At 74.7% G+C, this 19678-nt stretch carries 18 protein-coding genes, 1 pseudogene and 1 riboswitch; of the genes and pseudogenes, 6 read left to right on the top strand and 13 right to left on the bottom strand.

Annotated features, from left to right (window positions below; genetic code table 11):
• Positions 1–67: 67 nt before the first annotated feature.
• Both ABD811_RS11020 and ABD811_RS11015 read left to right on the top strand, forming a co-directional pair.
• Positions 68–994, top strand: coding sequence for an ABC transporter ATP-binding protein (locus tag ABD811_RS11020; protein ID WP_344944844.1), 927 nt, complete (start codon positions 68–70; stop codon positions 992–994).
• Positions 991–1770: an ABC transporter permease gene (locus ABD811_RS11015; protein WP_344944841.1), complete on the top strand. Its 780-nt coding sequence runs from the start codon at positions 991–993 to the stop codon at positions 1768–1770. Before ABD811_RS11020 ends, ABD811_RS11015 begins: the two co-directional genes overlap by 4 nt.
• On the opposite strand, the gene ABD811_RS11010 is transcribed toward ABD811_RS11015, so the two are convergent.
• On the bottom strand, positions 1718–3277 hold the full coding sequence (locus ABD811_RS11010) for an MDR family MFS transporter (RefSeq protein WP_344944838.1): 1560 nt from the start codon (positions 3275–3277) through the stop codon (positions 1718–1720). The genes ABD811_RS11015 and ABD811_RS11010 overlap by 53 nt on opposite strands.
• An 88-nt stretch (positions 3278–3365) precedes the next feature.
• Between ABD811_RS11010 and ABD811_RS11005 the strand changes: the two genes are divergently transcribed.
• Positions 3366–3830 (top strand): MarR family winged helix-turn-helix transcriptional regulator, encoded by a 465-nt coding sequence (locus tag ABD811_RS11005; RefSeq protein ID WP_344944835.1) that lies wholly within the window; start codon positions 3366–3368, stop codon positions 3828–3830.
• Positions 3831–3861: 31 nt separating this feature from the next.
• On the opposite strand, the gene ABD811_RS11000 is transcribed toward ABD811_RS11005, so the two are convergent.
• Positions 3862–5184 (bottom strand): YcaO-like family protein, encoded by a 1323-nt coding sequence (locus tag ABD811_RS11000; protein ID WP_344944832.1) that lies wholly within the window; start codon positions 5182–5184, stop codon positions 3862–3864.
• On the bottom strand, positions 5181–6131 hold the full coding sequence (locus ABD811_RS10995; protein WP_344944829.1) for a phenylacetate--CoA ligase family protein: 951 nt from the start codon (positions 6129–6131) through the stop codon (positions 5181–5183). The genes ABD811_RS11000 and ABD811_RS10995 overlap by 4 nt, the downstream gene beginning before the upstream one ends.
• Positions 6132–6856: 725 nt before the next feature.
• Here ABD811_RS10995 and ABD811_RS10990 point away from each other — a divergent pair.
• The 3 genes from ABD811_RS10990 (at position 6857) to ABD811_RS10980 (ending at position 9739) form a co-directional block, all read left to right on the top strand.
• The gene (locus tag ABD811_RS10990; RefSeq protein ID WP_344944826.1) at positions 6857–7645 is read left to right on the top strand and encodes an isocitrate lyase/PEP mutase family protein; all 789 of its coding nucleotides are present in this window, start codon (positions 6857–6859) and stop codon (positions 7643–7645) included.
• A 130-nt stretch (positions 7646–7775) separates the two neighbouring features.
• On the top strand, positions 7776–8864 hold the full coding sequence (locus tag ABD811_RS10985) for a GNAT family N-acetyltransferase (RefSeq protein WP_344944822.1): 1089 nt from the start codon (positions 7776–7778) through the stop codon (positions 8862–8864).
• A gap of 59 nt (positions 8865–8923) precedes the next feature.
• Positions 8924–9739 carry a class I SAM-dependent methyltransferase gene (locus tag ABD811_RS10980; RefSeq protein ID WP_344944820.1) on the top strand — a complete coding sequence of 272 codons (816 nt, stop codon included), beginning with the start codon at positions 8924–8926 and terminating at the stop codon, positions 9737–9739.
• A gap of 35 nt (positions 9740–9774) precedes the next feature.
• On the opposite strand, the gene ABD811_RS43935 is transcribed toward ABD811_RS10980, so the two are convergent.
• The 10 genes and pseudogenes from ABD811_RS43935 to ABD811_RS10935 form a co-directional block, all read right to left on the bottom strand.
• Positions 9775–11046 (bottom strand): serine hydroxymethyltransferase, encoded by a 1272-nt coding sequence (locus tag ABD811_RS43935; protein ID WP_425549391.1) that lies wholly within the window; start codon positions 11044–11046, stop codon positions 9775–9777.
• Positions 11047–11105: 59 nt separating this feature from the next.
• A riboswitch (ZMP/ZTP riboswitch) is annotated at positions 11106–11192 on the bottom strand.
• Between the two features lie 55 nt (positions 11193–11247).
• Positions 11248–12108: pseudogene (locus ABD811_RS43930) on the bottom strand (DMT family transporter); the annotation flags it as partial.
• Between the two features lie 110 nt (positions 12109–12218).
• Positions 12219–12710, bottom strand: a complete 492-nt coding sequence (locus ABD811_RS10970) for an Lrp/AsnC family transcriptional regulator (RefSeq protein ID WP_344944815.1) — start codon at positions 12708–12710, stop codon at positions 12219–12221.
• A 105-nt stretch (positions 12711–12815) separates the two neighbouring features.
• Positions 12816–13439, bottom strand: a complete 624-nt coding sequence (locus ABD811_RS10965; RefSeq protein ID WP_344944812.1) for a class I SAM-dependent methyltransferase — start codon at positions 13437–13439, stop codon at positions 12816–12818.
• Between the two features lie 135 nt (positions 13440–13574).
• Positions 13575–13949 carry an RNA polymerase-binding protein RbpA gene (locus tag ABD811_RS10960; protein WP_344944809.1) on the bottom strand — a complete coding sequence of 125 codons (375 nt, stop codon included), beginning with the start codon at positions 13947–13949 and terminating at the stop codon, positions 13575–13577.
• 112 nt (positions 13950–14061) lie between these two features.
• Positions 14062–14304 carry a preprotein translocase subunit SecG gene (secG, locus tag ABD811_RS10955; protein WP_344944807.1) on the bottom strand — a complete coding sequence of 81 codons (243 nt, stop codon included), beginning with the start codon at positions 14302–14304 and terminating at the stop codon, positions 14062–14064.
• A gap of 181 nt (positions 14305–14485) precedes the next feature.
• Positions 14486–15280 (bottom strand): triose-phosphate isomerase, encoded by a 795-nt coding sequence (gene tpiA, locus ABD811_RS10950; protein WP_344944804.1) that lies wholly within the window; start codon positions 15278–15280, stop codon positions 14486–14488.
• 4 nt (positions 15281–15284) lie between these two features.
• On the bottom strand, positions 15285–16472 hold the full coding sequence (locus ABD811_RS10945; RefSeq protein WP_344944801.1) for a phosphoglycerate kinase: 1188 nt from the start codon (positions 16470–16472) through the stop codon (positions 15285–15287).
• Positions 16473–16571: 99 nt separating this feature from the next.
• Positions 16572–17576: a type I glyceraldehyde-3-phosphate dehydrogenase gene (gene gap / locus ABD811_RS10940; RefSeq protein WP_344944798.1), complete on the bottom strand. Its 1005-nt coding sequence runs from the start codon at positions 17574–17576 to the stop codon at positions 16572–16574.
• Between the two features lie 227 nt (positions 17577–17803).
• Positions 17804–19618: an asparagine synthase-related protein gene (locus tag ABD811_RS10935; protein WP_344944795.1), complete on the bottom strand. Its 1815-nt coding sequence runs from the start codon at positions 19616–19618 to the stop codon at positions 17804–17806.
• Positions 19619–19678: the final 60 nt, after the last annotated feature.

The raw sequence follows: 19678 nt of genomic DNA, 5'->3' as shown, positions 1-19678 counted from the left end.
TTCGGTCGCGCCCCCCTCGACCATCGGCCGACGCGGCGGCCCGCCCCCGGAGGGCAGCCTGGTCGGCATGATCACAGTCGCGGGTTTGACCAAGCGGTACGGGGACGTGGCCGCGGTCGCGGACGTGTCGTTCACGTGCGCGCCGGGCACCGTCACCGGGTTCCTCGGCCCGAACGGGGCGGGCAAGTCCACCACCATGCGCATGATCTGCGGGCTGACGCCGCCGACGGAGGGGTCGGCGACCGTCAAGGGCGTCCCGTACCGGCGCATCGCCAACCCGGGGCGGCACGTGGGCGTGCTGCTGGACGCCGGCGCGCAGCACTCGGGCCGCACCGGCCGCGAGACGCTGCGGCTCACCGCGCAGATCCTGGGCGTGGACCCGGCGCGGGCGGACCGGATGCTGGAGGTGGTCGGCCTGCCGGGCAAGGCGGCGCGGCGCCGGGTGGGCGGCTACTCGCTGGGCATGCGCCAGCGTCTGGGCATCGCGCAGGCGCTGATCGGCGACCCGAGCGTGCTGATCCTGGACGAGCCCGCCAACGGCCTGGACCCCGAGGGCATCTACTGGATGCGCACGCTGCTGCGCGACTTCGCCGGGCGCGGCGGCACCGTCCTGCTGTCCTCGCACCTGCTGCGGGAGGTCGAGGCGGTGGCCGACCGGTTCGTGGTGATCGCCGGCGGGCGGATCGTGGCGCAGGGCGCCAAGGAGGAGCTGCTGTCGCGGCAGGGCGGCACCCGGGTCCGCGGGGAGGACCCGGCCGCCCTGGGCGCGGCGCTGACCGGCGCGGGGCTGGCGTTCCGGACCGCCGACGACGGCGCGTTCCTGGCGGAGGCCGCCGCCGACGCGGTGGGCCGGGCCGCCGCCCGCGCCGGTGCCGTCCTGCTGGAGCTTCGCCAGGCCGACGGGGGCGGCCTGGAGGAGCTGTTCCTGTCGCTCACCGCCGGGACGGCGCCCTCCGCCCCGGCGTCCGACGTGGCCGAGGAGGCCGTCCGATGACCACCGCCACCGCCGTGCCCGCCGTGCCGGCCGAGCCCGCCCGTCCGTCCCTGGCCCGGCTGACCGCGGTCGAGCTGCGCAAGATGACCGACACCCGCTCGGGCCGCTGGCTGCTGATCCTGATCGCGCTGACGGCCGTGGTGATGACGCCGCTGATGCTGTTCGCCGCGCCCGAGGAGGAGCGGACGCTGGCCGGCTTCCTGTCCGCGGCGCTGACGGGGGTGTCGTTCCTGCTGCCGGTGCTGGGCATCCTGTCGGTGACCCAGGAGTGGTCGCAGCGCACCACGCTGACCACGTTCGCGCTGGTCCCGGAGCGGCACCGGGTGGTCGCGGCCAAGCTGGCGGCCGGGGCGCTGCTGGGGGCGGCGTTCGTCGCCGCCGCGCTGGCCGTGGCGGCGGTGGGCCGCGGCCTGGCCGGGGTGCTGGGCCGCTCGGACGGGGCGTGGACGATCGCGCCGTCGCAGGTGGCCACCACGGCGCTGTTCGCGGTGATCGCGGTGTCCTCCGGGGTGGCGTTCGGGATGCTGTTCATGAACTCGCCGCTAGCGATCGTGCTGTACTTCGCGCTGCCGACCGCCTGGTCCGTGCTCACCGAGACGGTCGACGCGCTGAAGGACGTGGCGGGCTGGCTGGACACCAACCGCACCCTCAACGCCCTCCTGGACGAGGGGATCACGTGGGAGGAGTGGGCGCGGGCCGGCACGTCGCTGGCGGTGTGGCTGCTCATCCCCCTGCTCCTGGGCCTGGTCCGGCTGACGCGGCGCGAGGTGAAGTAGCGTCCGGGGCGCCGGGGGGCCTGCGCGCCGCCAGCGGCACGTCCCGCAGCAGCAGGCCGGCGGCGAGCCCCACCAGCGCCGGGACGAGGGCCGTCACGAACAGCACCGAGTACGCGTGCGCGAACGCCTCGGCGACGCCGTCGCGCACCGGCGCGGACAGGCCGTCCAGGACCTCGGGGCGGGCCAGGTCGTCGAACGCGGGCACCGACCCCGCCGGGACGTACCGTCCGGCCTCGGCGGCGAACCGCGCGGACAGGACGCCCCCGAACACCGCCATCCCCGCCGCGGTGCCGACCATCCGGGACGCGAACACCGCCGAGCTCGCGGCGCCCAGGTCGCGCGGCGGCGCGGAGTTCTGCGCGATCAGCACGACGACCTGCTGCGACAGTCCCGCTCCCAGCCCCAGGACCGCCATGAACAGCCCGGCCGTCAGCGGGGAGGTGCCGGCGTCCATGGTGGCCATGAGCGCGATCCCGGCGGCGCCGAGCGCCATGCTCAGCGCGGGCAGCCGGTGGTAGCGGCCGGTGCGGGAGATGTACTGGCCGGCGGCGATCGAGGCGAGCACCAGCCCGGCCATCATCGGCAGCAGGAGCAGCCCGGAGCCGGTGGCGCCCGCTCCCCCGACCGTCTGCAGGAACATCGGCAGGTAGGTGGCCAGCCCGAAGCCGGTCGCGCCGCCGGCCAGCGCCACCACGCTCGCCACGGCGAACGAGCGGTCGCGGAACAGCCGCGGCGGGACGACGGGCTCGGCCGCGCGCCGTTCCACCGCCACCCACAGGGCGCCGAGCACCGCCGTGGCCGCCGCCAGGCCGAGGACGACCGGCGAGCCCCAGGCGTGGCGCGTCCCGGCCCAGCTGGTGAGCAGGGTGAAGCAGGTGACGGCGGCGCCGAGCAGCACGATGCCCGGGTAGTCGACGCGGGCGCGGCCGCGCGGGCGGGGCAGCCGCAGCACCGGCACGATGATCGCGACGGCGGTCAGGCCGAGCGGCAGGTTGACGAAGAACGCCCAGCGCCAGGAGGCGTGGTCGGTGAGCGCGCCGCCGACCAGCGGCCCGGCGATGCTGGAGACGGCGAAGTTCAGCGCCGACCAGCCCTGGTAGCGGGCCCGCTCGCGCGGTTCGAACAGCTCGCCGGTGACGGCGAACATCGAGGCCATCAGGCAGCCGGCGCCCGCGCCCTGCAGCACGCGCAGGGCGATCAGCCAGTCCATGGACGGCGCGGCGCCGCAGGCCGCCGAGCCGGCCAGGAACAGCGCCAGGCCCGCCAGCAGCACCGGCTTGCGGCCGAACAGGTCGCCGAGGCGTCCCGACAGCGGGACGGTCACGCTGGTGGCCAGCACGTAGGCGGTCGACACCCACGCGATCCGGTCCAGTCCGCCGAGCTCGCCGACGATCGTCGGCAGGGCGGTGCCGAGCACGGTGGCGTCCAGCGACGACATCAGCCCGGCCAGCATCAGGGCGAAGAACGCCCACAGCCGCCGTCGCCGCGTCATCTCCGGGGAAGGCATGTGCACCTCGCATCTTTTTGACTATGGCAGGTAGATGCTAAAAGCACATAGATGCCGGACGCAATCGCCCCGGCTAGACTCGCGAGGCATGAACCCGGGACCGGACGACCCGCTGGCCGCGGTCGAGCGCGGCATGGTGCGGCTGCGCCGCGGCATGGCCCGCCGGCGGCTGGGCAAGGCCGCGATCCGCGAGCACAACCTGCCGGTCGACGTGCAGGTGCTGCACGTGGTGGACGTCGTCGACGAGGGCCCCGACCGGCCCGGCCAGGAGATGAACGTCGGGCTGGTCGCCGAGCGGCTGGGCGTGGACCCCTCGCGCGGCAGCCGGATCGTCGCCGAGGCGGTCAAGGCCGGCTACCTGCGGCGCGTGGCCTCACAGCGCGACGGGCGCCGTATCCGGCTGGAGCTGACCGACGCCGGACGCCAGGCCGTCGACGCGGCCCGCCGGACGCGGCAGAGGCACATCGCCCAGGCCATGCAGGACTGGACCGACGAGGAGCGGCGGCAGTTCGCCGGCCTGCTCACCCGGTTCGTCGACGGCCACCAGGGCTGACCCCGGCCCGCGCGGTCCCGCGACCGGCCGCCTAGGCGAACGGGGCCGGGGCCGCGCGCAGCCCGCCGCGGCGCGCCGCGCTCGTGCGGGCCCAGCCGACCAGCCGCGCCGCCGCGTGGGCGGACTCGACCGGCTGCAGCCGCGGATGCAGGATGCGCACGACCTCCAGGTCCCGCCTGCGCAGCAGGCGCAGGCGGACGGCGCCGCCCAGCCCCTCCACCGGCAGGCCGGGCACGTCGTCCCCGTCCGGCCAGGCGTGGTGGTGGCCGTACCCCGGGCCGAGCCCGTGCCGCGGCCCCTGTCTCGGCACGGACGCGTCCCTGGCGGCGGGCACCGCCTCTGTCATCCGACGCGGGAACACCGTGTCCAGTTCACCGATGCGCGCCGGGTCGCTGTAGTAGTCGACGTGGTCGCGGAAGGTACGGATCGGCTGCGTGCGCTGGAAGCGGGCGCCGCGCCGCAGCCACGGGTACATGCGGCCCCGCAGTGCCTCGTCGAGCGCGTGGCGCAGACCGTCCTCGGCGTCCTCGTCGCAGGCGCTGCCGATGGCGTACATCGGCGAGCGGCGGTGCCGCGTCAGCACCACCCACAGCGGCACGCCCAGCCGGGTGGCGCCCGCGAAGAACTCGGTGCGCCATCCGGCCGCCTCGTCGGCCGCCCGGTCCTCGCGCCACCAGCCCGGTTCGCGGACGGGACGCAGCGGGTTGCCGGTGAACCAGGCCAGGCGCAGGGCGTCCCGCTCGTACAGCTCGCGCACCGCGTGCGCGGTCGCCACCGCCCGGCCGCGCCCGGCCGCGGTGCCGTTGGTGGTCGGCTCGCACCACTGCGGCACGCCGGGCGAGTGGCCCGCCCGCGCCGTGCACAGCGCGACGGGCAGGTACACCGGGCGGCCGGTCACCAGGTCGTCGGCGACCGTCCAGTCGACCGGGGCGTCCGGGTCGTAACGCGGGAACGGCCAGGCCGCCGGGTCCAGCGGCTCGCCCAGGTAGGACCGCACGTCGAAGACGTCGAGGTCGCCGCGGGCGCGCAGCTCGTTCTCGCTGACCCCCGCGGCGGCCCGCGGCGGCTCGTAGGCGCACAGCGCGACCCGTTCCACCAGCTCGCCGGCGAACCGCTCGGTGACCGTCGCCGCGTCGCTCCCGCACGCCGCGGCCTCGATCGGCCGCCAGCCGCGGACGGTCAGCTCGGCCATGACCAGATGGCGGCCCACCAGCATGTCCGGCGCCTGGTAGCAGCGCACGGTCACTCCGGCGCGCAGCAGGTCGGCGCGCCGTTCCAGGGCCGCGGTGACCCGGTCGGACAGATCCGCGGCCGTCCCCGGGGCGGTGAACACCGCCACGCGCAGGGTGCTCATGCGTCCCGTCCGTCGATCGAGGTGACCGGGCGCTGGACGGGGACGTCGAGCTCGGGCATCAGGGCTCCTGTACGCGGCATAGTGATCGGGACGCGGTCGGCCCACGCGGCCAGGGGGTGACGTTCGGCGGCCGACACCCACAGCCCGCCGTCGGGCAGCCGGTCGCGCAGCTCGGCCGGGACGTGCCGCAGGTGGCGCACGACGCCGCGCGGACCGGCGTCGACCGTGAGCCGGGCGGTGACCGAGTCGGGCACGGCGGCGCGGCCCAGCAGCAGGAGCCGGGGGGTGACGCGGCCGCACGCGCAGGACCCGCCGGCCTCCAGCAGGACGCCGACGTCGCCGACGACGTAACGCACGAACGGCATCGTGGTGTTCAGCAGGTCGGTGAGCACCAGCAGGCCGGCGGTGCCCGGCGGCACGGGACGCCGCGTCACCGGATGCAGCACCTCGACGTGCACGGCGTCGGCGTTGACGTGCATCGCCGGGCAGTCGGGGTAGCGGACGGCGATCGGCGCCGTCATCTCCGCCGCGACGTACAGCTCGGCGGGCGCCTCCGGCGGGCCGTCGTGGTCGATGGCCAGCAGGGCGCGCGTCGGCCTGGGCAGGCCCCACGACGACGCGAACGCCACGTCGGCGCCCGTCCGGGCCGCCGCCGCGCGCAGCTCCGCGCACACCGGCGGGGTGCCGACGAGCAGGTCGCCCGGCCGTTCACCCGCCGCCAGCTCCGCCTCGGCCTCGCGCACGCCCAGGCGCCGGCGCCGGACGCGCGGGTCGTAGAGGCCGGGGCCCGAGGCCGGCGGCTCACGCCACGGCACGACGACGGTGAAGGTGAACGACGGCGGCAGGCCGAGGGCGTCGAACAGGCGGCGGTCGATGGCGGCGCGTTCGGCCGCGGCCCCGCGCGGGCGCGCGATGACGGCGGCGGCGTCCGCGGCACCGGAACGCACGCGGCCACGGCCGAGAAGGGGAACGTCGCGCAATGCCGCCCACGGGGAATGGCCCGCCGCGTCCTCGGCGCCCTGACGCATGACGCCGGCGCTTTTCCGGTACGCGCGCGTTCCCGCGGCCGCCGAAAGAACCGCGCGCAGCCGCCGCTCCCGCACTTCACGCAGAAGTGCCGCGTCGCGTTCCACCGCCGCGGCGCGCCGTATTCGGCTTTCGGTTCCGCCGCCGGATCCGCCGTCGATTCCGGCGCCGGAACCGCCGCCGGATCCGCGCCGCGGGCGGACCGGCGACCGGCCGTCCGTTCTCACTCCGTCCCGTTTCCGCGCGTGTCCGGACGCGCGCGGCCGGGCCGGTCGCCGGGCTCGGCGGGGTGCGCGGTCCGGGCGTGCGCCGTCGGGTTCGTCCGGGTCATCTGCGGCCATCCCTGATACCGGTGCACTCCATGTCGCAGAGATTGTCTTGTCCTGACAGCATCAGTCAACAGGCACACCAGAAGAAGTGCGAACCCGGCCGGAGACCGAAACAAAATATCGACGCATCCCAATGCCGCCACCTGCCGCGTCGGAGTCATCCACATGATCCATATCCCGGCGGCGAATTGCGGAGTTGACCGAACCTTTGCCGACGGCCCGGCCGTGACGTCTCGACGGCCATGGAAACGTTCCGGCGTTACCGTGGCCATGCGCCGCGCACGGAACACCGAGAGTGATCGACGAGGGGACGACCGATGGGCACCGACCGCTACGACGCCTTCCGCGACCTGCACCACCGCGACCGGCCCCTGCTGCTGCCCAACGCGTGGGACCACGCCGTCGGCGCGGCCCTGGTCGACGCGGGCTTCCCCGCCGTCGGCACCACCAGCCTGGGCGTCGCGGCGGCCGCCGGGAAGTCCGACGCCACGGGCGGCACCCTGGAGGAGACCATGACGCTCGCCTGGAACCTGGCGCGGCTTCCGGTGCCGGTGACCGTCGACATCGAGGGCGGTTTCTCCGACCGGCCCGCCGAGGTGGGCCGGCTGGTCGCGGAACTGGCGTCGTACGGGGTCGCCGGGGTGAACATCGAGGACGGCCGGGCCGACGGGACGCTGGCCCCCGTGGAGCACCAGGTCGCCGTCATCGAGGCGGTCAAGGCGGCGGCGCCGCGCGTGTTCCTCAACGCCCGCACCGACACGTTCTGGCTCGCCCACCCCTCCGACCTGGCCGAGACGCTGCGGCGGGTCAGCGCCTACGCCGCCGCCGGGGCCGACGGCGTGTTCGTCCCCGGAATCGCCGGCGACGCCGACATCCGCGCCGTGGTCGAGGAGGTCCCCGTTCCGCTGAACGTGCTGCACCTGCCCGGCCGCACCGACACCGCGCGGCTCACCGACCTGGGCGTGCGCCGGATCAGCTGCGGCTCGCTGCTGTACCGGGCGGCCCTGCGCGCGGCGGTCGCCACCGCCCTGGAGGTGGCCGGACACCCCGGCGACGTCCCCGTCCCGGCGTACGGCGACGTTCAGCGCCTGGTCGGCGGCCGGTGACCGGGGCGGCGATCCGGGCGGGATGAATCAGGACGAAACCGGCAGCTCATGTCGGCGTAGCGGTCACGTAACAGGCGTCGGCCACCCTGGAGGACGGCCCCGCTCCCCCGACCGCGGAAGGACCGCTCCAATGCCGCTGCTGCGCATCCGCACCGAGATCGAGGACAGGCCCGGCCGCCTGGCCCTGCTGACCGCCGCGCTGGCCCGCCACGGCGCCAACATCCTCGGTCTGTCGGTGCAGGTCGACACCCGCGGCGTGGTGGACGAGTTCGTGGTCAGCGTTCCCGACGGCGGCCTGGCGGACGCCGCCCCGGAGCGCGCGCTGGCCGAGGCGCTCGGCACGGCGGGCGGGGCGCGCACCGTGGTGGTCCCCGCGCGCCCGCACGAGCTGGTGGACGAGCCGACCCGGGCGCTGGCGCTGGCGGCGCGGCTGCGCGGTGAGCCGCAGGCGCTGCCGGAGGTGCTGGCCGAGCTGCTGCGCGCCCACGAGGCGTCCTGGACCACCGGGCCCGCCGACGACGACGGGGCGCCCGACGTGCTGACCGTCCCGATCGGCAGGCGGCGCTCCGTGCGGTTGCGCCGGTTCGGCCTGCCGTTCACCGCCACCGAGGCGGCCCGCGCGGACGCGCTGGTGCGGGCGGCGCTGCCCGCGCCGTCCCCGCAGCCGGCGTCCCGCACCGTGGCGCTGCGCGACGGGACGCGCGTGGTCGTGCGCCCCATCCGGCCCGAGGACGCCGACGCCGTCCGCGAGCTGCACGAGCGGTGCTCGCTGGAGTCGCGTCGCATGCGCTACTTCAGCGCCAAGCCCGCCCCTCCCCCGCGGGCGATCGAGGCGTTCAGCGACCCCGCGCACGGCCTGACGCTGGTCGCCGAGGGGCCCGACGGGTCGCTGCTGGCGCTGGCGCACCTGATCCACGTGCTGGACCCGGGCGTGGCCGAGCTGGCGTTCCTGGTGGAGGACGCCTGGCAGGGCCGCGGCCTCGGCCGGGCGCTGACCGAGCTGCTGGTCGTGCTGGGCCGCGAGCGCGGGCTGGTGGAGCTGCGGGCGGCGACGCTGAGCGAGAACCGGCGCATGCTGCGGCTGCTGGTGTCGCTGGGCGGCCGGGCCCAGCGCACCGACGAACCCGGCGTCGCCGAGGTGCGGCTGCGCCTGGACGGCCGCGGCGCCGCCCCGTCCGCCCCCGCGGCCGGCGGCTTCTTCAGCCGTCAGGGGGCGTAGGGGGCCGTCCGCCTCGCCATCGCGCGGCCCCGGCCCCGCCGGGCTGGCAGGATGGCCGGGTGAGCGGCATCTACGACGATCCACGGGTGTACGAGCTGGCGTGCGGGTTCCGGGACGTGCCCGCCGAGGTGGACGCGCTGCTGGCCTGGTGCGCGCGGCACCGCTCCGGCGGCGGCGCGGTCCGCACGGTGCTGGAGCTGGCCGCCGGGCCCGCCGAGCACGCCCGCGAGTTCGCCCGGCGCGGCGTCGCGGCCACCGCCCTGGACATCAACCCGGCGATGTGCGCGTACGCCGACCGGGCCGCCAAGCACGAGGGCATCGACCTGCGGGTCGTCCAGGAGGACATGACCGCCTTCGCGCTCGGCCGCCGGTTCGACCTGGTGGTGACCATGCTGGACTCCACGTCCCACCTGATGACGCTGGACGCGTTCACCGCCCACCTGGACCGGGCCGCCGCCCACCTGGCCGACGACGGCCTGTACGTCGTGGAGATGTCGCACCCCCGCGACCGCCTGTCCGACGAGCCGAGCGTCAGCACCGGGTGGACGGTGGACCGTGACGGCGCGCACGTCACGGTCCGGTGGGGCGAGCCCACCGACCGCCTCGACCCGGTCACCCAGATCTCCGCCGACCACGTCACGGTCACCGTCACCGAGGGCGCCGCGACCCGGGTGGTCCGTGACGTGGTGCCGTACCGGTTCTGGTCGGCGACCGAGGTGGAGGCCGCCGTCCGCCTGTCCGGCGCGCTGCGGATCGTCGCCCGCTACGGCGACTTCGGCGACGTGCCCGTCACCGACCCGGAGGCATGGCGAATGATCCTGGTGCTCGCGCGTGACCCGAGGGGGGGACGACCCCCCTTCAACCCCCGAGCCTGACCGGCATCCTTAGTCCGCTGCGCTCCGTTACGGGGTCAGGGGGCCGGGGCCCAGCCCGGCATGGGGTAGGCGGCCATGAGTTCGCGGACCTCTCCGGCGACGCGGGACAGTGCCGTCTCGTCCTCCTTGGCCGTGGCCTGGACGACCTCGTCGATCCAGGCGGCGATCCGCGGCATCTCGTCCGCGGTGAGGCCGCGCGTGGTGATCGCCGCGGTGCCCAGCCGCAGGCCGGACGGGTCGAACGGCTTGCGCGGGTCGAACGGCACGGTGTTGTAGTTCAGCTCGATCCCCGCCCGGTCCAGGGCCTGCGCGGCGGGCTTGCCGGGCACGCCCCTGCCGGTCAGGTCGACGAGGATCAGGTGGTTGTCGGTGCCGCCGGACACCAGGTCGAAGCCGCGCTCGGCCAGCGCGGCGGCCAGGGCCCGGGCGTTGGCGACGATCCGGTGCGCGTACTCGGCGAACTCCGGCCGGGCCGCCTCCTCCAGCGCCACCGCGATGGCCGCGGTGGTGTGGTTGTGCGGGCCGCCCTGCAGGCCGGGGAAGACGGCCTTGTCGACGGCCTTGGCGTGCTCCGCCGTCGACATGATCATGGCGCCGCGCGGACCGCGCAGCGTCTTGTGCGTCGTGGTGGAGATCACCTCGGCGTGGCCGACCGGCGAGGGGTGCGCGCCGCCCGCGACCAGCCCGGCGATGTGGGCGATGTCGGCGGCCAGCACCGCGCCGACCTCCCGGGCGATCTCGGCGAACGCCGGGAAGTCGATGGTGCGCGGAATGGCCGTGCCGCCGCACCAGATCAGCTTGGGCCGCTCGCGGCGGGCCAGGTCGCGGACCTCGTCCATGTCGATGCGGCCGGTGTCGGCGCGCACCCCGTACCGGACGGGCCGGAACCACTTGCCGGTCGCCGACACCGACCAGCCGTGCGTCAGGTGGCCGCCCATCGGCAGCGACATGCCCATGACGGTGTCGCCGGGCTCCAGGAACGCCATGTAGACGGCGAGGTTGGCGGGCGACCCCGAGTACGGCTGCACGTTGGCGTGCTCGACGCCGAAGGTCCGCTTGGCCCGCTCGATGGCCAGCAGCTCGATCGGGTCGACGTTCTGCTGGCCCTCGTAGTAGCGGCGGCCGGCGTAGCCCTCGGAGTACTTGTTGGTCAGGACGCTGCCCGTGGCCTCCAGGACGGCGGGCGACACGTAGTTCTCCGAGGCGATCAGCCGGATCTTCTCGTACTGGCGGCGCGCCTCGGCCTCCACCAGGTTCGCGACGGCCGGGTCCTGGTCCCGCAGACGGGCGATGGCCGGATCGTGCATGACAACCTCCGCGCTGTTCACGCCGGAGGCGCGGTGCGGGCACCCCCGGCTGAAGGGGGCCCGTACACCCAGGCGCGCGGTGTGCGGACTACGGTCGCTCCCCGGTGGTCGACTCCACCTTGACTGCGCCAGTCGCTTGCGCCCATCGTAGTCGGCGGCGCCCGGCGCCCGCCGGAGCGGGGCGGGCAGCGAGACGATCACCAGGCCGCCGAGCAGCAGCAGCGCGCCGGCCGCCACGGGCGCCGACATCCGCTCCCCCAGCACCAGCAGCCCCAGCGCCGCCGCGACGAGGGGTTCGGCGAGGCTGAGGGTGCCCGCGGTGGCGGCGGTCACCCGGCGCAGGCCGCGGACGAAGCACATGTACGCCACCGCCGTGGCGACCGGGCCGAGCCAGGCGACCAGGGCGAGGGAGCGCGGCGCGGCCAGGTCGGCGAACCCGGTGACCGTCCACGGCAGCAGGCACGCCCCGCCGGCCAGCAGGGTCACCGACACGGCTGCGGCCATCCCGACCCGCCGCACGACCAGCACCCGCGCGGCGACGGTGTACACGCCGAAGCACGCCCCGGCCAGCAGGGCGAGCGCCACGCCCACGCCGTCCACCCGCGCCGTCGACGTCGGCGCCATCAGCAGCGCGCACCCGGCGACCGCGCAGACCGTTCCGGCCGTCCAGCGGCGCGACAGGCGGGTGCGCAGGACGATCCGTTCGCACACGCCCGTGCTCACCGGCGCCAGCCCGAACACCACGGCGGTGGCGACGGCGGCCCCCGTGCGGTCCACGGCCGTCAGGAACGCCGCCTGGAAGACGCCGGTCGCGGCGGACGCGGCGAGCAGCGGCGCCCACGACGCCCCGGTCAGGCCGCGGAACGCGCGGGGCGCGGTCACCAGCACGACGAGCGCCAGGATCAGGCCGCCGGACAGGATCCGGGCGGCGCCCAGCGCCGGCGGGGACGCGGGCGCGTCCGCCAGGACCTGGGCGGGCCCCACGGTGCCCCACAGCACACCGGCGGCGAGCACCGGCACGGCACCCGACGCGACATCCGACACGGCATTTCGTTCGCTCATGCCGGTGAAGTTAGGCCGGATCGCCGGTCAGTGGCGCCGCGATCCGTCGTTCGTTCGACCGGGGGCGTCCGGGCCGCCGGATGTTCGGCCGGATGTCCCCGGCGCACGGTTCAGGCGCGGCGGGTTCGGCCGTCGTGACGTTCGGGCGCAGGAAGTTCGGCCTGCTCCCGCGGCTGGACGTGGTCGTACACCACGGTGGTGCGCACGTCCACGAACTCCTTGCGGCGGGCGAGCCGGTCGAGGACGAAGTCGCGCAGGTACTGGGTGCTGGGCACGGCCACGTGGACCAGGATGTCCTCGTTGCCGGTGACCACGAACACCGCCAGCGTCTCGGGCAGCGCCGCCAGGTGGTCACGGGTGGACTCGATGGCCTCCCTGGACTGCGGCCGGATCCGGATGGAGATCAGCGCCTGCACCCCGCGGCCCAGCTTCTCCAGGTCGACGGCGGCGTGGAAGCCGGTGATCACGCCGCGGGAGCGCAGCGCGCGGGTGCGTTCCAGCGCGGTCGACGGGGCGACGCCGACCGCGTCGGCCAGCTCGCGGTTGGTCTGGCGGCCGTCGCGCTGCAGCCGCCGCAGGATCGCCTGGTCCACCGCGTCCATCGGAGAGCCCCCCGGGTCCGTTCCGCCGAGCCGAACGTCCGGCGCGCGAACCACGCCGGTACGGTTGTCGCTCCGAAGATTATTCGACGCCGCGAGGCGCCGCGTTCACGCCGGCGGCAGGGCGGTGCCGATGACGCGGGGGGCGACCACCGACAACCGGGCCTCGCGCGGGAACACCAGCCTGCGGCAGCGTTCGATCCGGTACCCGGCGCGTTCCAGCTCCGCCACCGTGTCGCGGTTGGTGTGGCAGCCGCCCATCAGCCGAGACCACACCGGGTCGACCAGATCCTGGCGGCGCCCCCAGCCGCCGTCGGCGCGCACGTGCTCGTAGAAGCGCAGCCGTCCGCCCGGCCGCAGCACCCGGCGGATCTCCGCGAGCGCGGCGCCGGGGGCGGGCACCGAGCACAGCACCCCGGAGACCACGACGGCGTCGGCGCCGGCGTCGCCGACCGGGATCCGCTCGGCGGTCCCGTCGGTCACCCGGACGTCCACCGGCGCGGTGCGCGCCGTCTCGGCCGCCCTCCCCCGCAGGTACGGCTGCGGTTCGACGGCGACCACCTCGGTGACCTCCCGGGGATAGTGCGGGAAGTTCAGCCCGTTGCCTGGCCCCACCTCCACGATCCGGCCGGTCAGCCCGGCCAGCAGCTCACGGCGCAACTCGGCCTGGCCCCGCGCCTCGGCCTTGCCCGCCACCAGATCGAAGAACCGGGCGAAGATCGCATTGCTCATGGCCCCGATCGTCGCTCATCCGCCGTCCCGGCGGAACCCTCCGGCCGCCGGGTGCCCGCGGGCATGCGAACGGCCCGGTGCCCCGTCTGCTGGGGACCCGGGCCGTGGGACGGTCACGGGGGCGCGACCGTGCGGTCAGCTGCGTCCCGCGGACTCCATGGCGGCCTTGACGGCGGCCCGCTTCTCACGAAGCTTGGCGAGGGCCTCCTCCAGGATCGCCTCACCGTCGGCGTCGCTGCGCCGCTCCTTCACATAGGCCAGGTGCGTCTTGTACGGCTCGGTCTTCGGCGGGGCCGGGGGGTTGTCGCGGTCCTGCCCCGCGGGGAACCCGCAGCGGGGGCAGTCCCACGTGTCGGGAACGGCGACGTCCGTCGCGAAGCTGGGGCGCACCTCGTGCCGGTTGGCGCAGTAGAAGGTGACCCACACGCGGGGAGCCGCCTCCCCGCGCTCGGCCTCTCCCATCGGACCGGCCCCAACCCGGCTGCCCCGAATCGCGTTGCCACTACCCACGGACTAACTCCTCGCTTGATCTGCCGCTCGCTGGTATGCCGCCGCCCGCCGCGCCCTTCGGGACGGGCGCGGCACGGTGGCGCGACGGCCGGTGTCTCGGGTCCGGGACCGCTCAGCCGACGCCCTTGCTCTTGAACAGCAGGCCCAGCACGATGATCGAGGCGAACCAGATCACCCCGGTGCCGATCGTCAGCCGGTCGAGGTTGCGCTCGACCACCGACGAGCCGCCCAGCGACGAGCTGATGCCGCCGCCGAACATGTCGGAAAGGCCCCCGCCCTTGCCCTTGTGCATCAGGACGAGGATCACCATCAGCACGCTGGTGATGGCGAGCACGACGGACGTTGCGATGATCACGTTTCAGCGCCTTCTCTGGCCGCCCCGCCGGGCGGGGCATGTTCTCGAACGGTTACACGGACAGGACGTGGTACGAGCCGAGCGGTTTACCCGTCACGTACGAAGGGTACGACGAACTACCCGCTGGTTCGGCGAGAATCCGCATGTCGTTGCCGAATCGATCCGCTATCGAGGCGGATTCTCAGGCGGGCAGGTCCCGGTACCGGCAGATTTTGACGAACTCGCCGGGGTCCAGGCTGGCACCGCCCACCAGCGCGCCGTCCACGTCCCGCTCCTTCATGATCTTGGCGACGTTGCCGCTCTTGACCGAGCCGCCGTACAGCACGCGCACCTGGTCGGCCAGGTCGCCGTCGTACAGCTCGGCCAGGCGGGTGCGGATCGCGCCGCACACCTCCTGCGCGTCCTGCGGGGTGGCGACCTCGCCGGTGCCGATCGCCCACACCGGCTCGTAAGCGATCACGACCGACCGGGCCTGCTCGGCGGGGATCTTCTCCAGCGCGCCGTCCACCTGGGCGAGCGTGTACGCCACGTGCTCGCCCGCCTTGCGCACCTCCAGGCCCTCCCCGACGCACACGATCGGGGTGACCTGGTTGGCGAAGGCGGCCTTGACCTTGGCGTTCACCAGCGCGTCGTCCTCGTTGTGGTACTGGCGGCGCTCGGAGTGCCCGACGACGGCGTAGGAGCAGCCGAGCTTGGCCAGCATGGCGCCGGAGATCTCGCCGGTGTAGGCGCCGGAGGCGTGCGGCGAGACGTCCTGCGCGCCGTAGCGCAGCGCCAGCTTGTCCATCTCGACGCTGGTCTGCACCGAGCGCAGCGCGGTGAACGGCGGCAGCACCACCACCTCGACGGCCTCGTAGTCGGGCTCCTTGAGGGTGAAGCCCAGCTGCTGCACCAGCTTGATCGCCTCAAGGTGGGTGTTGTTCATCTTCCAGTTGCCGGCCATCAGCGGCTTACGGGAAGGGGTCGCGGGCGCCATCGTGTCAGTCCTCCAGAGCCTTCAGGCCGGGCAGCGTCTTGCCTTCCAGGTATTCCAGGCTGGCACCGCCGCCGGTCGAGATGTGCGAGAACGCGCCCTCGTCGAAGCCGAGCCGCCGCACGGCCGCGGCCGAGTCGCCGCCGCCGACGACCGTGAACGCGCCGGAGTCGATCAGCCCCTGCGCGACGGCGCGGGTGCCGTGCGCGTACGGCTCCATCTCGAACACGCCCATCGGGCCGTTCCAGAACACCGTGCCCGCGCCCGCCAGCTTGGCGGCGAACAGCTTGCCCGACTCGGGGCCGATGTCCAGGCCGAGCCGGTCGGCGGGGATGGCGTCGGCGGCCACCACCGAGTGCTCGGCGTCGGCGGCGAACGCGGTGGCGGCCACCACGTCCACCGGCAGCACGATCTCCACGCCGGACTCCTCGGCGCGGCGCAGGTAGCCGCGGACGGTGTCGAGCTGGTCGCGCTCCAGCAGGCTCTTGCCGACCTCGTGGCCCTGGGCGGCCAGGAAGGTGAACACCATGCCGCCGCCGACGAGGATCCGGTCGGCCTTGCCGAGCAGGTTGTCGATGACGCCGAGCTTGTCGGAGACCTTGGAGCCGCCGAGCACCACCGCGTACGGCCGCGCGACGTCCTCGGTGAGCCGCTTGAGCACGTCGACCTCGGCGGCGATCAGCCCACCGGCGGCGTGCGGCAGCCGCCGCGGCACGTCGTAGACGCTGGCGTGCCTGCGGTGCACGGCGCCGAAACCGTCGCCCACGTACAGGTGTGCGAGGGCGGCGAGGCGGTCGGCGAACGCGCCGCGCTCGGCGTCGTCCTTGCTGGTCTCGCCGGGCTCGAAGCGCAGGTTCTCCAGCAGCGCCACCTCGCCGTCGGCCAGGCCCTCGGCCGCGGCGCGGGCCGAGTCGCCGACGACGTCGGAGGCGAACCGCACGTCCGTGCCGAGCAGCTCGCCGAGCCTGGCGGCGACCGGGGCGAGGGAGAACTCGGGCTTCACCTCGCCCTTGGGACGGCCCAGGTGGGCGCAGACGACGACCCTGGCGCCCCGGTCCCGCAGCGCCTTGATCGTCGGCACGCTGGCCCGGATCCGCCCGTCATCAGTGATCTTCCCGTCGGCCAGCGGGACGTTCAGGTCCGAGCGGACGAGCACCCGCCGCCCGGCGACATCGAGATCGTCAATGGTGCGCATCGCAGTGGATGTCCTTTTCACAGGCGTCCGCCGCGTGCCCGGTGCCCTGTTCGCGGCGGGCGGGCGCCAGGCGGGAGGCGTGGTCGTGGGACGACGCGGTCAGAGCTGCCCGCCGACCAGCGTGACCAGGTCGGCCAGCCGGTTGGAGTAGCCCCACTCGTTGTCGTACCAGCCGACGACCTTGATCTGGTCGTCGATCGCCTTGGTGAGCCCGGCGTCCAGGATGCAGGACGCGGGGTCGGTGACGATGTCGGCGGACACGATCGGGTCCTCGGTGTAGGTCAGCACGCCGCGCAGCGGGCCCTCGGCGGCCGCCTTGAGCGCCGCGTTGACCTCCTCGACCGTGGCCTCGCGGGCCAGCTTGACGGTCAGGTCGGTGGCCGAGCCGGTGGGGATCGGCACGCGCAGCGCGTACCCGTCCAGCTTGCCCTTCAGCTCGGGCAGCACCAGGCCGATGGCCTTGGCGGCGCCGGTGGAGGTCGGGACGATGTTGAGGGCGGCGGCGCGGGCGCGGCGCAGGTCCTTGTGCGGGCCGTCCTGCAGGTTCTGGTCCTGCGTGTAGGCGTGGATGGTGGTCATCAGGCCGCGCTCGATGCCGAAGGTGTCGTGCAGGACCTTGGCCATCGGCGCCAGGCAGTTGGTGGTGCAGGACGCGTTGGAGATGATGGTGTGCTTCGCGGGGTCGTAGTCGCCGTCGTTGACGCCCATCACGATGGTGACGTCCTCGTTCTTGGCCGGCGCCGAGATGATGACCTTCTTGGCGCCGTTGTCGGCGTGCACCTTGGCCTTGGTGGCGTCGGTGAACAGCCCGGTGGACTCGATCACCACGTCGGCGCCGAGGTCGCCCCACTTGAGGTTGTTCGGGTCGCGCTCGGCGAACGCCTTGATGGTGCGGCCGCCGACGGCGATCTCGTCCGCGGTGGCCTTCACCTCCTCGCCGAGCCGGCCGAGGATGCTGTCGTACTTCAGCAGGTGGGCGAGGGTGGCGTTGTCGGTCAGGTCGTTCACCGCCACGACCTCGATGTCGGCCCCGCTCGCCAGCACGGCGCGGAAGAAGTTGCGGCCGATCCGGCCGAACCCGTTGATGCCTACTCGGATGGTCACGGAACCGCTCTCCTCGTACCTCGTGGACGCGCCCGGGCGTCGGTCCGGGCCGCTGATCTTCCTGGGTCCGGGGTGCTCCCCCACCTGCCGACCCTATCGAATGCGCGAGCCGCGGCCCGACACCGGCGGGCGTGAAACACGGGTGGCCGCGCCTCCCCCGCACGGGTGATCCGCCCGCCGTCGCGGGCCGCGGGACGTGCGGGGCGACGTGCGGGGCGGGAGGCCGTTCAGGTCCGGATGGGGACCTCGACGTCGGGCAGGCCGGACGGTTCGGACTCGCGCCAGGCGCCGGACAGCAGTACCCCCAGGGTGAGCAGGTTCCAGCTCTGTCCCGGACGGCGCGGCGGCACCTCGGCGAGGCGGCGTTCGACCGCGGCGCGGTCCAGGATGGAGAACAGCTCCGGCGGCCCGTCCAGGATGTACTCCCGGAAGATGTCGGCCAGTTCCGGCCCGTAGGACTTGCGCCAGTTGAACCCGGCGGCGCCCTTGCCGGGCGGGGTGGCGCGGCGCCGCCAGCCGGGCCACTCGCGCAGGGAGCGCGGCCGGTCGCGTTCGAACCGCCAGCGCTTGCCGTCGAACGGCACGTCCCGCAGCTGCGGGGCGAACGTCTCCATCACCAGCGCGACCGGCTCCTCGCTCAGCCGCCACTCCACCGGCAGCGCCAGCGCCGCCCGCACCACCCGGTTGTCCAGGAACGGGTGGTAGTACGCCCAGTTCATCAGCGTCGCGGTGTGCGAGCCCGCCAGCCAGCGCCCGGTCTTGTAGAACATGTGCAGCTTGTCGAGCACGTCGAGGCCGTCGCGCTCGTAACGGTCGCACCATTCGTCGTAGTAGCGCTTGGCGTAGGCGTTGGCGTCGGCGTTGAGGAACTCCTGCTGCGCCAGAAAGATCGTCTTGAGCCGGGCGCGGACGCCCTTCGGGCTCAGGTCGCGCTGGTCGGTGAGGAAGCCGCCGCGCAGCCGCTCCCCGCCCGAACCGGAGGTGCGCGGCTCGGGGTCGTAGGGCGCCCACCCGTTGACGCCCTCGTAGGCCGAGTTCATGCCCTCGCACATGCGCACGAGCGCGTGGGCGCGCCGCAGCGGGTGCCGCACGACGACCGCGCCGGACCGCTGCCTGTCGATCGTCACCTGGCATTCGGCGCCCAGGGCGGCGGCGACCCGCTGCGCCAGCACCACGTCGGGGCTGTCGGCCAGGCCGTGGGTGGCGCCGAAGAACGGCACCCCGGCGGCGTGGCAGGCGGCGGCGATCAGGCGGCTGTCGCGGCCGCCCGACAGCGCGATCCGCACCGGCCGGTCGTGCCGCCGGAACGGCTCGACGGCGGCCAGCAGCGCCTCGGCCAGCGGCGCGACGCGCTCGCGGGCCTCGCGGCGGCTGCGCGGCACCGGTCCCTGCTCGGGCAGCGGGCGCGGGACGACGTCGACCGCGCCGCCGAACGGCGCGACCAGCGTGGCCGCGTTCGGCAGCGCCGACACCCCCTCGAAGGGCGTCTCGTCCGAGGCGAAGAACCCGTGCCGCACCAGCGACTGCAGGCCCATGACCGCGTAGACGGGCGTCGGGCGGCTCAGCCCGGTCGCCGCGGCGCGGGCCGCCAGGTGCGCCAGCAGCGCGCGCGAGGCGGCGAACCGCAGCCCGCCGCCCTCGGCGTGGTAGACGGGGCACGCCCGGGTGATGGAGGTGGCGGCCTGCAGTCCGTCCGGGCCGAGCCGGAACACCGAGAAGCAGCCGCCGAGGTCGTCCACGCGGTCGTCGAGCCGGTCGGCGGCCAGCAGCAGGTCGGCGTCGCCCTTGCCGCCCAGGTAGCCGCAGTAGCCGAGGGCCCGGTCCCCGGAGGTGAGGACCGGGTCGGGGAAGGGCGCCTCGGACGGCTCGTTCGACCAGGCCAGCAGTGCGGCGCCGCCGTCGGGCGAGAGCCACTCGGCGGTGCGCCAACGGTCCGGCGGGACGGGCACCGCCTCGGTGATCGACCGGCGGGCGGCGGTGAGGACCGCCGGGTCGATCCGGTCTCCGGGACGCCGTACGGCGACGGCGAGGTACGCACGCATGCGCGGCACCCAACCACCGCCCGGCGAACAGCTCATGAACAGCGGAGGACGGGGCGCCGA

Origin of the sequence: Actinomadura miaoliensis, from assembly GCF_039536785.1 — a bacterium.
Lineage (GTDB): Bacteria > Actinomycetota > Actinomycetes > Streptosporangiales > Streptosporangiaceae > Spirillospora > Spirillospora miaoliensis.
Note: the sequence above shows the minus strand (reverse complement) of the source record. Positions and strands in the feature narration are given on the sequence as shown.

What these genes read in the sequence shown, in the direction of transcription:
- ABD811_RS10985 (WP_344944822.1), top strand. Translation starts at nt 7,776, where the DNA reads ATGCCGCTGCTGCGCATCCGCACCGAGATCGAGGACAGGCCCGGCCGC.
- ABD811_RS10935 (WP_344944795.1), bottom strand. Translation starts at nt 19,618, where the DNA reads ATGCGTGCGTACCTCGCCGTCGCCGTACGGCGTCCCGGAGACCGGATC.
- ABD811_RS10945 (WP_344944801.1), bottom strand. Translation starts at nt 16,472, where the DNA reads ATGCGCACCATTGACGATCTCGATGTCGCCGGGCGGCGGGTGCTCGTC.
- ABD811_RS11020 (WP_344944844.1), top strand. Translation starts at nt 68, where the DNA reads ATGATCACAGTCGCGGGTTTGACCAAGCGGTACGGGGACGTGGCCGCG.
- ABD811_RS10990 (WP_344944826.1), top strand. Translation starts at nt 6,857, where the DNA reads ATGGGCACCGACCGCTACGACGCCTTCCGCGACCTGCACCACCGCGAC.
- ABD811_RS43935 (WP_425549391.1), bottom strand. Translation starts at nt 11,046, where the DNA reads ATGCACGATCCGGCCATCGCCCGTCTGCGGGACCAGGACCCGGCCGTC.
- ABD811_RS11005 (WP_344944835.1), top strand. Translation starts at nt 3,366, where the DNA reads ATGAACCCGGGACCGGACGACCCGCTGGCCGCGGTCGAGCGCGGCATG.
- ABD811_RS11015 (WP_344944841.1), top strand. Translation starts at nt 991, where the DNA reads ATGACCACCGCCACCGCCGTGCCCGCCGTGCCGGCCGAGCCCGCCCGT.
- ABD811_RS10965 (WP_344944812.1), bottom strand. Translation starts at nt 13,439, where the DNA reads ATGAGCAATGCGATCTTCGCCCGGTTCTTCGATCTGGTGGCGGGCAAG.
- ABD811_RS11010 (WP_344944838.1), bottom strand. Translation starts at nt 3,277, where the DNA reads ATGCCTTCCCCGGAGATGACGCGGCGACGGCGGCTGTGGGCGTTCTTC.
- ABD811_RS11000 (WP_344944832.1), bottom strand. Translation starts at nt 5,184, where the DNA reads ATGAGCACCCTGCGCGTGGCGGTGTTCACCGCCCCGGGGACGGCCGCG.
- tpiA (WP_344944804.1), bottom strand. Translation starts at nt 15,280, where the DNA reads ATGGCGCCCGCGACCCCTTCCCGTAAGCCGCTGATGGCCGGCAACTGG.
- ABD811_RS10970 (WP_344944815.1), bottom strand. Translation starts at nt 12,710, where the DNA reads ATGGACGCGGTGGACCAGGCGATCCTGCGGCGGCTGCAGCGCGACGGC.